The sequence below is a fragment of the Paracoccus mangrovi genome (genome assembly GCF_042648425.1).
GTDB lineage: Bacteria > Pseudomonadota > Alphaproteobacteria > Rhodobacterales > Rhodobacteraceae > Paracoccus > Paracoccus mangrovi.
Window position 1 is genome coordinate 363199 of record NZ_JBHRXJ010000004.1, and the last position, 10759, is coordinate 373957.

General features: G+C 63.9%; 10 protein-coding genes, 1 tRNA gene and 1 pseudogene. 5 read left to right on the forward strand and 7 right to left on the reverse strand.

Annotated features, from left to right (window positions below):
• Positions 1-12 precede the first annotated feature (12 nt).
• The 4 genes from ACFOMH_RS08490 to ACFOMH_RS08505 all read right to left on the reverse strand — a co-directional run bounded on the left by ACFOMH_RS08490 (position 13) and on the right by ACFOMH_RS08505 (position 3662).
• A complete protein-coding gene (locus ACFOMH_RS08490) occupies positions 13-165 on the reverse strand; it encodes an aa3-type cytochrome c oxidase subunit IV (RefSeq protein WP_374425087.1) in 153 nt (50 codons plus the stop codon).
• A 58-nt stretch (positions 166-223) separates the two neighbouring features.
• Positions 224-1258, reverse strand: coding sequence for an MBL fold metallo-hydrolase (locus ACFOMH_RS08495; RefSeq protein ID WP_377743892.1), 1035 nt, complete (start codon positions 1256-1258; stop codon positions 224-226).
• Positions 1255-2946, reverse strand: a complete 1692-nt coding sequence (locus ACFOMH_RS08500; RefSeq protein WP_377743894.1) for an acyl-CoA dehydrogenase — start codon at positions 2944-2946, stop codon at positions 1255-1257. The genes ACFOMH_RS08495 and ACFOMH_RS08500 overlap by 4 nt, the downstream gene beginning before the upstream one ends.
• Before the next feature lie 143 nt (positions 2947-3089).
• Complete coding sequence (locus ACFOMH_RS08505; RefSeq protein ID WP_377743896.1) at positions 3090-3662, reverse strand: YqgE/AlgH family protein; 573 nt, start codon at positions 3660-3662, stop codon at positions 3090-3092.
• Between the two features lie 101 nt (positions 3663-3763).
• Here ACFOMH_RS08505 and ACFOMH_RS08510 point away from each other — a divergent pair, with 101 nt between their 5' ends.
• Positions 3764-4561: a protein-disulfide reductase DsbD domain-containing protein gene (locus ACFOMH_RS08510; RefSeq protein ID WP_377743898.1), complete on the forward strand. Its 798-nt coding sequence runs from the start codon at positions 3764-3766 to the stop codon at positions 4559-4561.
• On the opposite strand, the gene ACFOMH_RS08515 is transcribed toward ACFOMH_RS08510, so the two are convergent.
• On the reverse strand, positions 4558-5391 hold the full coding sequence (locus ACFOMH_RS08515) for a uracil-DNA glycosylase (protein WP_377743900.1): 834 nt from the start codon (positions 5389-5391) through the stop codon (positions 4558-4560). The two genes, ACFOMH_RS08510 and ACFOMH_RS08515, sit on opposite strands and share 4 nt — an antisense overlap.
• Positions 5392-5469: 78 nt before the next feature.
• Positions 5470-5871 carry a hypothetical protein gene (locus ACFOMH_RS08520; RefSeq protein ID WP_374425093.1) on the reverse strand — a complete coding sequence of 134 codons (402 nt, stop codon included), beginning with the start codon at positions 5869-5871 and terminating at the stop codon, positions 5470-5472.
• A gap of 153 nt (positions 5872-6024) precedes the next feature.
• On the opposite strand from ACFOMH_RS08520, the gene leuB reads away from it, so the two are divergent.
• From leuB to ACFOMH_RS08535, 3 genes are all read left to right on the forward strand, one after another.
• Positions 6025-7146 (forward strand): 3-isopropylmalate dehydrogenase, encoded by a 1122-nt coding sequence (gene leuB, locus ACFOMH_RS08525; RefSeq protein WP_377743903.1) that lies wholly within the window; start codon positions 6025-6027, stop codon positions 7144-7146.
• A gap of 2 nt (positions 7147-7148) precedes the next feature.
• A complete protein-coding gene (locus tag ACFOMH_RS08530) occupies positions 7149-8123 on the forward strand; it encodes a DMT family transporter (RefSeq protein ID WP_374425095.1) in 975 nt (324 codons plus the stop codon).
• A gap of 66 nt (positions 8124-8189) precedes the next feature.
• Positions 8190-8266 (forward strand) — tRNA-Pro (locus tag ACFOMH_RS08535).
• Positions 8267-9031: 765 nt separating this feature from the next.
• Here the strand turns inward: ACFOMH_RS08535 and ACFOMH_RS08540 are convergent.
• Positions 9032-9371: pseudogene (locus ACFOMH_RS08540) on the reverse strand (IS5 family transposase); the annotation flags it as partial.
• Positions 9372-9386: 15 nt separating this feature from the next.
• Between ACFOMH_RS08540 and ACFOMH_RS08545 the strand changes: the two are divergent.
• Positions 9387-10058, forward strand: a complete 672-nt coding sequence (locus ACFOMH_RS08545; RefSeq protein ID WP_377743905.1) for a hypothetical protein — start codon at positions 9387-9389, stop codon at positions 10056-10058.
• The last annotated feature ends 701 nt before the right edge of the window (positions 10059-10759 follow it).

Genomic DNA, 10759 nt, shown 5'->3' on the forward strand with positions numbered 1-10759 from the left:
CTGTTCGCGGGATCAGCTGTTGGCCAAGGCCATGAAAATCAGCACGGCGGCCGAAATGATGCACACCCAGGTCGCCGCCCGGATAAAGCCGGCAAAGGTCTTTTCCTGCGCGCGAATGTCCATTTCGCCGTGCTTGTGAGCGGTCTGTTCGTGATGCGTGGCCATGTTCCTGTCCCGGATGCGATGCGTTTCCGAAAAGGGATAGCCTATGACCCGCGTCCTGTCACGCCCCCCAAAGCCGTGCGCCCTGCGGGTCCGTGCCCATGGGCCACACCCGCCCTGCCGCGTGCAGGTGGTTGATATGGCCCACCGCCTCGGCCAGTGCCAGCCCGTATTCCGCCTTGCCGATCTGGCGGCGATAAAGCAGGTCGAAACATCCGGCCACGCTGCGCGGACCCGCGCGCAGGCCCTGTTCGATGCGGTCCAGCGCCGCGCGCTGGTTGTCGGCCAGCTGCCGCAGCCGCGTGGGCAGGCCGCGATAGGGCCCCTTGTGGCCGGGCAGGATCAGCTGATCGGGCCGGGCGAAACCGGCCAGCCGGGCACAGCTTTCCAGCCAGTCGCCGACCGTATCGGCCCCCGGTTCGGTCGGATAGACCCCCAGATTGGGCGAAATGGTGGCCAGCAGCTGGTCGCCGCCAATCACCAGATCGTCGTCCATCGACCACAGCGTGACATGTTCGGGCGCGTGACCATGGCCCATATGCACGCGCCAGCGCCGGCCGCCGAACCGGACCTCTTGCGCGTCTTGCAGCCGGACATAGCCCGGCGGCAGCGGCGCACAGACATCCGAGGCGTTGAAGGGCCGTTTGTCGGCATATTCCCGCAGGGTTTCGGGCGGCATGCCGGCCGCGCGCCAAAAGGCCAGCGCCTGTGGGGTCGGGCGTTCCTGCACATCCAGCGCCGCCATCCGCGCCATCAGCCATGCCGTGCGCGAGGTCCAGAGTTCGGCCCCCCGTTCCTGAAACCAAGCGGCCAACCCGATATGGTCGACATGGTGATGGGTGGCGATCAGCCGGGTGACCGGTGTCCCCGCCAGCGGCCCGGCCAGAATGCGTTCCCAGATCGCCCGGCCGCGCCCTGTGTCGAGCCCGGTATCGACCACCGTCCAGCCGCCGCCCTGATCCGCGTCATCGCGCAGCGCAAAGGCGTTGACCGTATCGGGCCTGAAGGGCAGGGGCAGCTGGAACCACAGGACGCCGGGGGCGATTTCGCATGCCTCGCCCTCGGCCGGGGGTTCATTGGGATCGGTGCGGATCACCCGGCCATCCGGCCCGCGAACACGGCATCCTCGACGGCCTCAAGATCGGCCAGCCCGGCGCGCGCGGCGGCCAGATCGGCCGAGAAATGCGGCAGGATTCGGTTGATATAGACCCGCGCCAGCGCCGCATTGCCGCCCCGCATCGCCGCCAGCGCGTGATAGGTCGCGCCCAGCACCCGCGCGAAAGCCATGAGATAGGGCACCGCCCCGGCGAACCGCTCGGGCAGGTCGCGGTCCAGCATTTCCAGCGTCGCCTCGCGCAGGGTCTCGGCGGCCTGCCAGACCTGATGGGCCAGCTCTGGCTCGGTCGCCTGTGCGGCCTTGGCGCCGTCCAGAATCTCATCCAGGATGGCCATGGCCGCGGCGCCGCCATCGGCCAGCTTGCGCCCGACCAGATCCATCGCCTGAATGCCGTTCGTGCCCTCGTAAATCGCGGTAATGCGCACGTCGCGCAGATATTGGGCGGCGCCGGTTTCCTCGATATAGCCCATGCCGCCATGGACCTGAACGGCGGTGTCGGACACGCGGATGCCGACATCGGTGCCGTAAGCCTTGGCGATCGGGGTCAAAAGTGCGGCGCGCGCGGCCCATTCCTCGGACCCGGTGGCGCGGGCCATGTCGAGCGCGGTCGCGCAGGCCAGACAGATGGCGCGGGCGGCAAAGACCTCGGCCCGCGATTCCGCCAGCATCCGGCGCACATCGGGATGGCGGATGATCGGCCCCATCTGCACGCGTTCGGCGGCATAGGCGGTGGCGGCCTGCAACGCCGCCTCGGCCACGGCGACGCCCTGGACGCCGACGCCAAGCCGGGCCGCGTTCATCATCGTGAACATGGCGGCCATGCCCTTGTTTTCCTGGCCGACAAGCCAGCCCTTGGCGCCCTCGAAGCTCATGACGCAGGTGGGGCTGCCATGGATGCCCAGCTTGTGTTCAAGGCTGACCACGCGCAGGTCGTTGGCCATGCCCGGATTGCCGTTTTCATCGGGAATCAGTTTGGGCACCATGAACAGGCTGATGCCACGCGTGCCGGCGCCGCCATCGGGCAGCCGCGCCAGCACCAGATGACAGACGTTTTCGGTCACGTCGCTGTCGCCCCAGGTGATAAAGATCTTTTGCCCGGTGATGCGATAGCTGCCGTCATCCATGCGCTCGGCCTTGGTGGTCAGCGCGCCGACATCGGAACCGGCCTGCGGCTCGGTCAGGTTCATCGTGCCCGACCATTCGCCCGAGATCAGCTTGGGCAGATAGGTTTCCTTGAGATGGTCGCTGCCGTGATGTTCCAGCGCCTCGATCTGACCCTGGGTCAGAAGCGGGTTCAGCTGCAACGCCAGACAGCCCGAGCCGATCATCTCCATCACCGCGGCGTTCAGCGCCTGCGGCAGGCCCATGCCGCCATGTTCGGGATTGGCCGATACCCCGATCCAGCCGCCATCGGCCAGCGCGCGGAACGCCTCGGCATAGCCGGGGCTCGAGCGCAGCTTGCCGTTTTCCAGCCGCGCCGGCGTCAGGTCGCCCGCGCGGTTCACCGGGGCGATGACTTCGTCGGCCAGCTTGCCGGCCTCGGTCAGGATGGCTGTCACGGTTTCCGGCGTCGCTTCGGCAAACAGCTCGGTTTCGGCAAGTTGCCGGAAAGCAACGACATTGTTCAAAATGAACGCGATCTGTTCGACCGGGGCGGTATAGGCCATGACAATCTCCCTCTGATGCGCTGACGGATGCGCGGCGGCGCAAGATGAGCCCTGGGGTCAATCATATTGGCCCAGCACGCGGCGGCAACCGCAACCCAACGTAAAAGCCGGGTTCCGCAGAGAAAGTGACACAGTGCCGGGATTCAGGCGTGGCCGGCCTCGCTGGAAAGCGTCAGCGGGTCGATGCCCAGCGACCTTAGCGCCGCGCGCCATTTGCCGGGATTGTCGGCGCCAAAGATGATGTCGTCGCCGCGCTCGGAGGTCAGCCAGCCATTGTCCAATATCTCGGAATCCAGCTGACCCGGTCCCCATCCGGCATAACCAAGCGCCAGCATCGCCGGCCGGGTGCCGCGACCCTGGGCGTAATCTTCCAGAATGTCGCGGGTGGTCGACATGGCCAGATCCTCGGCGATGCGGATGCGCTTGTCGCCGCTTTCGAAGGTGCTGCTCACGCGGTGCAGCACGAAGCCGCGCCCCGGCTCGACCGGGCCGCCAAAGCCGACGGGGATTTCGATCACGTCATCGCTGACATCGATATCCAGCTGTGTCAGCAGATCGGTAAAGCCGATTTCCGACATGGGCCGGTTGACCACGATGCCCATGGCGCCGTCCTCGGAATGGGCACAGATCAGGATCACCGAATGCTCAAAGCGCGGGTCGCGCATTCCGGGCATGGCGATCAGCATCTTTCCGGTCAGGTTGGCGTCCTTGTCCACGATCTGCTCCGTTTCTGTTTGCCCCAAGATCGACGTTGCGCCGCGGTTTCGCAAGGGATTGCCGCCATTGTGACTTCACCCCGGCGGGGATCGGCGGGTAAATGGCGGGTATGAGAGTGCTTGCCCTGCTTTTGCTTACCGCCGCGCCGGCCTTGGCGCAGGATCTGCCGCCCGGGATGGTCTCGGCTGAGCTGCTGCCCGGCTGGGTCGCGGCCGATGGCGCGCGGATGACCGCGCTGCATATCGAATTGGAGCCGGGCTGGAAAACCTATTGGCGCAGCCCCGGCGATGCCGGCATCCCGCCGATTTTCGACTGGCAGGGGTCCACCAATATGGCCGGGGCCGAATTGCTGTGGCCGCGCCCCGAGATCATCGAATCGGGGGGCGAGCGGACGCTGGGCTATCACGACAGCCTTGTGCTGCCGATCCGCGTCGCGCCCGCCCATCCGGGCGAGCCGGTGACGATCCGGGCGATGGTCGATCTGGGCGTCTGTCTGGATATCTGCGTCCCGGTTCAGGTCACGCTTGAGGCCGGTCCCCCCGGTCCCGCGCCCGATCCCCGGATCGAGGCGGCGCTGGCGCAGATGCCGGCGCCCTCGGACCTGCAACCCGAATGCAGCATCACCCGGATCGAGGACGGCATGCAGGTCAGCCTGAGCCTGCCGGATACCGGCCGCCCGTCCGGGGACGAGATCGCGGTCGAGCTGCGCACCCCCGATGTCTGGGTGTCCGAGCCGTGGCTGGACGACGCCGATGGCCGCATCAAGGCGGATTTCGTCGATGCCTCGGGCCAGCCCTTCGCGCTTGATCCCGACGATCTTCGGGTGACGCTGATCGGGGCCGAGGATGCGGTCGAGCTGTCGGGCTGTCGCGATGGCAAGGCCCTGCCGCGCGGCTAGGTCCCCGTTGCGGGCGCCGCGCCCTCGAGCCGCGCCGAAAGCGACAACAGGTCGGCCCATGCCTCGCGCTTGGCCAGCGGCGTGCGCAACAGATAGGCGGGATGGGTCATGGGCAGCGCCGGCAGGCCAAAGGCCGTGGTCCAGCTGCCGCGCAACTTTAAAATCCCCTGTTGATTGAGCAGCGCGATACAGGGCGTGTTCCCCATCAGGACCAGAAGATCGGGCTGCGCCAATTCGACATGGCGCCGCAGGAATGGCAGCATCATCGCGATTTCGGCCGGTTCGGGACGGCGGTTGCCCGGCGGCCGCCAGGGCAGCACATTGGTGATATAGAGCGCCTTTTCCGCGTCGACGGCCCCGCGCGACAGGCCAATGGCGTCGAACATCCGGTCCAGCAACTGGCCGGCGCGACCGACAAACGGACGGCCGATGCGGTCCTCTTCCTCGCCGGGGGCTTCGCCCACGATCATCACGCGGGCCGCCGGATTGCCATCGGCGAAACAGAAATTGCGCGCGCCCTTGCGCAGTTCGATCCCCTCGAACGCCTCTTGCGCATGGGACAGTGCGGCAAGGTCGGTGGCCGCAGCCGCGGCGGCCTCGGCCAGCGCGGTCAGATCCTCGGCCTCGTCGCGGGGGCGGGCGATGGCGGGGCCGGCGGCGGCCGGGCTGGCCGCCGGGGCCGCGCCGGCGCTGCGTTCGGGCAGGTCATAGCGGTCGATGGCGGCGTCGAGACAGGGCTCATCCGCGCCCAGCTCGGCCTGCCATTGCAAAAGCGCCAGCGCCGTTTCGGCATCCAGCGCGAATCCCCTATACGTCGGATCGGCGGTCATGCCCGCAGGCTAGGGCGCGCGGCGCGCATGGGCAAGATGCCCGCGCGCCCTTTGCCGGGACCGGGTCGGGGGGGCGTGTTATTGCGACTGGGTCAGCGCCTTGGTGTCGCCGCCCATGCCGATCAGGCGTTGAATCATCGGCTTGGCCGTCGGCCCGATGCGGTCGCAGGCGCCGGGATCGTCCAGAAGCTTGAAGGCCGGGCCGTAATAGCTGCGATCATATTCGGCGGCATCCATGCCCAGCCGCGCGGCCAGACGGTCGCCGGTCCCGGTGATCAGCGTCCATTCGCCATCGGAAATCGCGTAATCGGGACAGTTCGAGGTGATGACGTTCACATTGGCCAGCTCGGCGATCAGCGATTTCGCCTCGGTGTCGGACAGTCCCGACACATCGGGAAGCTGGACGGTGATCGCGCCGTCCGCCAGCGCGATCCCGGCGGTGACCGTCAGGATGGCGGCAGATTGGGCAAGGATGTTCATGGATGGCCCCCTTGTTGGTCTGGGCATTCGAATTCGGGCCCCATCCGGCCCGATCCGCCACAGGGGCGCAACCCAATTCGCCGTGAACTTGACCTGCGGGGGCTGCGGGGCTAGGCGGTTTTTGACAGTCATAAGCATATGAGGATGCCCGCGATGACGACCTATTCCCTGCTGATCCTGCCCGGCGATGGCATCGGCCCCGAAGTCATGGCCGAGGTCCGCAAGGTGATCGGCTGGTTCGAACAGAACCGCGGCCTTTCCTTTGACGTCAGCGAGGATCTGGTCGGCGGCGCCGCCTATGACAAGCATGGCGTGCCGCTTTCGGATGCGACCATGGCGCGGGCGCAATCGGTCGATGCGGTGCTTTTGGGCGCCGTGGGCGGGCCGAAATACGACAATCTGGATTTCAGCGTAAAACCCGAGCGCGGCCTCTTGCGCCTGCGCAAGGAAATGGACCTGTTCGCCAACCTGCGCCCCGCACAATGTTTTGATGCACTGGCCGATTTTTCCTCGCTCAAGCGTGATGTGGTCGCCGGGCTGGATATCCTGATCGTGCGCGAACTGACCTCGGGCGTCTATTTCGGCGAGCCGCGCGGCATCCATGCCGATGACAACAACCCCGAAAACGAAGGTGGCCGCGTCGGCATCAACACCCAGCGCTATACCAGCGGCGAGATCCGCCGCGTCGCCCGCGCCGCATTCGAGCTGGCCCGCAAGCGCGGCAACCGCGTCTGTTCGATGGAAAAGGCCAATGTGATGGAATCGGGCATCCTGTGGCGCGAAGAGGTGCAATGGGTCCACGACAACGAATATCCCGATGTCGAGCTGTCGCATATGTATGCCGATAACGGCGCGATGCAGCTGGTGCGCAACCCGCGCCAGTTCGACGTGATCGTGACCGACAACCTGTTCGGCGATCTTCTGTCCGACGCCGCCGCGATGCTGACCGGCAGCCTTGGCATGCTGCCCTCGGCCAGCCTTGGCGCGCCGATGGCGAACGGTCGCCCCAAGGCCATGTATGAGCCGGTCCACGGCTCGGCCCCCGACATCACCGGTCAGGGCAAGGCCAACCCCATCGCCTGCATCCTCAGCTTTGCGATGGCGCTGCGCTACAGCTACGATCTGGGCGCCGAGGCCGACCGGCTGGAACGCGCCGTCGAAAAGGTGCTGGCCGATGGCGTGCGCACCGCCGACCTTATGGGTCCGCAGGGCGGAACGCCGGTTTCCACCAGCGAAATGGGCGACAAGATCGTCGCCGCCCTGGCCGAGGTCTAGGGGTGGCCGCGCCGAACAACCTGAAGGCCATCGGCTTTGCGCTGGTGTCCATGGGCGTCTTTGCCACGCATGACGTCATCATCAAGTTGCTCGGCGCGCATTACCCGTCCTTGCAGGTGCTGTTCTTTTCGTCGCTGCTGTCGTTCCCGCTGGTATCGCTGATCCTGATGCAGGAACGCACGCCCGGGACGCTGCGCCCGCAGCATCCCGGCTGGGTCGCGCTGCGTTCGGTCGCTGCGACATTTTCGGGGATCTGCGGGTTCTATGCCTTTTCGGCGCTGCCTCTGGCACAGGTCTATGCGATCCTTTTTGCGACGCCCCTGCTGATCACGCTGTTGTCGATACCGATCCTTGGCGAAAGGGTCGGGATTCATCGCTGGCTGGCGGTGCTTTTGGGGCTGTGCGGCGTGTTGATCGTGCTGCGCCCCGGCGGGGGCGACGCGCTGTCGCTGGGCCATCTGGCGGCGCTGCTGGCGGCGCTGTCCAGCGCGACCGCCGCCGTGGTGACGCGCAGGCTGGGCGGGGGCGAACGTCCGCTGGTGCTGTTGATGTGGCCGATGCTGGGCAACCTCGTGATGACCGGCGCCGGGCTGACCCTGCACTATGTGCCGATGGAGCTGTCGCATCTGGCCATGGCCGGGATGATCGCGGTGCTGGGGCTGACGGGTGGTTTCCTGTCGATCCTGGCCTATCGCGCCGGCGAGGCCGCGATCGTCGCGCCGATGCAATATTCACAGATCATCTGGGCCACGATCTATGGCTGGTACATCTTTGACGAGGTGCTGGACGGGCCGACCATGATCGGGGCCGGTGTGATCATCGCATCGGGTCTCTACATCGTCTGGCGCGAAAGCGCGCGCCGCGGCGATACCAACCAGCCGGTGATCGAGGCGCGGCTGCGCGCCGATACGGTGACGACGCCGAAATCCTCGGTTTTGCAACGCATTCTAAGCGGGCGCGGCAATTCCCGGCAATGAGGGACGGATTCGCGCGCAAGCCCCCTTGCATTCCGATCCGCCCCGCGCTAGTTGCCCCCTCACGGTCGGAGCGTAGCGCAGCCTGGTAGCGCACCTGCTTCGGGAGCAGGGGGTCGGAGGTTCGAATCCTCTCGCTCCGACCATTTTCCCGCTATAGCGTTTCAGGAAGGTTTGCCTTTTGTTTCACAAGGCGAGGCTTCTGGCGACCAGTTTGGACCCATCTCAGTGTTGATATCCGCTAGACGGCAGCGATGGAGCAACCGCACGCCGCATCGCATGGTGGATGCCGCAGCTCGCCTATCGAGAAGGCCCTATTTTGTCAGAGTTCAGTCGTCCGGCTGAGCGTTCCACTTCTGCGGAAACGGACTGGCGAGCCGCAGATTGGTAAAGCTGTGGATCAGGATGGTGACTGCCTCGACGCTGAGCCCGTGCTCATGAAAGCTTATGTCTTCAAAGCTGATCAGTAGATTGATCCCACCTTCGGGGTTCACCGACAGTTCGAAATAGCTTTCATTGATCGACGCCCGCAGCCTTCGCTTTCGCGACCAATCAGCCGGATCGTCCGCGAGGATCGGCAGAGACTTCACGCCGATGCCGCTTTCGACCAGAAGATCGACGAGCAGGTCCAGCAACGCCGCCGCGCGCCGGTGGTCTTCGTTGGACAGTGGCTCGAACACGTATTCGATCCAGCTTGGCTCGATGATGGATCGTACCATGGCGCGCAGCTGCCGCTCTGACTGCGATGCTACTGCTCCGGCCACTATCGGTACCACTTCTCTTTGCCCGCTGAGGCAACGAGGATGGCGGCGGCCGCTGCAAATGGAACCAGCGACAACCCGGCGAGGAGTATGAAGCCAGGCGCTTCGCCCTTGACCAGAGAGCCAATTCCAATAGCGAGCGGCACGAGGCCGCCCCTCGCTCAGTTTCAGCCTGATCGGGCGGCCCAAAGCATCCACCAAAGCGGGGATTTTCGTGGTCAGCCCGCCGCGCGAGCGACTCATGCAATCGGATCACCCCCTTTTTCGGGCCGTTCGCTTCACGCTGGTGCATCCGGATGGGGGAGCTGTCTATCATCTGGATATCACCCTGATAAGCCTCTGACACGGCTTGACGAATGCGTACCCAGTGGCTAGCCCTCCGCCAGCGGTTGAAGCGGTTCACGCAGGTCGTGTAAGGTCTATAGCGCTCTGGAATGTCCGCCCAAGGCGCTTCCGTCCTTAAGCGCCAGAAGATGCCGTTCAAGAACTTGATGACGAGCCTTCAATGTCGGTTGACGTGTATAGTCTCAGCCTTGAGATATCCGAACTTGCCACGGTAGAGAGGATGGGTGTCGGGTTCCCGGCCCTCTTGGTCATCGCCGATCTCAGTCGGGACAAGTGCGTTTTCGTTTGCCTAAACGATTACGTCGACAAGATCCTCATACCGCGTTTTGACGATTATCGTGATGCAAATAGCAGAACGATTCACTTGCCAGCTAGTAACGACATCTCCACGACTGTCGGGCAGGTCGCGCTTCGCTGGTATGCCAAGCGTTCGAAGCTGTTTTCGGCCTTCCAGCGGTTCACCTATCAGAACTCGGAACTCAACTGGGCAAAGGATGGCGACTGGCGCTCCCTCGCCGAACATTTCGCACAGAAAATTGTGCGATATGACTTTTGGGATGACGTCGAGATGTGTCCGATCATCGGACACTATCGCGATGGTCTACTGCGTTTCATTGAAACTGGACAGCCAGGCCTCTTAGAGAGGTCAATCCCTCTGGTCGACGTAAAGACGTTTGAGGGGGAGTTGGACGAACACCTGAGGAAAGTCGATGTGTTCCTCCTTTGGAACGGTCTATCGGTCCTTCCGAAAAACTATGAAGATGTATGGAGGGAGTGGTTTCTGCCAAACGATCTGGGGCAAGCTATGAGTGCGCCGCCAGAAGAAAGATAGAGTTTGAAGGAGCAAGCTCTGTATGATTGCCCATTTCGCCAATATTGGTACTGTTCCCTGGGCCAAGCCCCAGCTTTCCCCGAGGCTCATGCGCTATGATGTTTCGCGGGAAGTACGGCTCTGTACTAGCCACAAGCTGCCATTCGTGCTTTACGCAGCGAACGGTCGCTTTCCGCCCGACATGTCGATCAACGCAGAACCGCGAAGGACAATGAAATGGATTTCAAGAGCGGACATTCGATCAACTGATTTGTGAACTTTAGTTGCACGGTTTGCGTCCGAAAAGGGTCGAATCCCACCACCTCTTGGCAAGGGGGTAGGCCCCTCGTTGCATCCGTCTTGCTTTAAACGGATCAGTACCTCGTTTTACTTGCTAGTCTTGCTGGCCAAATGCGCAGATCATGACCCTCGGCGAGCAAACCGATAACGACAGACTTCACGCTGTCATCACAATCATAGCTGCGATGCGAGTTGTACTTTTCGACGTGGATGTAATACGCGATGGACTGCTTGCGATCCGACATTACCTGATCCAACCATTGACGATCTGCTCTCAAAATAGTCCCTTCGTCTTGGAAGTATCCGTCTGTACCAGAAGACCAACGTAAGCGTTCTCTGCCCCCCACCTTCCGCGCGGCATTCTGATCGGTTCATTGGACCGCGATGATTGTTGGGACGGAGTTTCTCCATGGAGTCTGCAT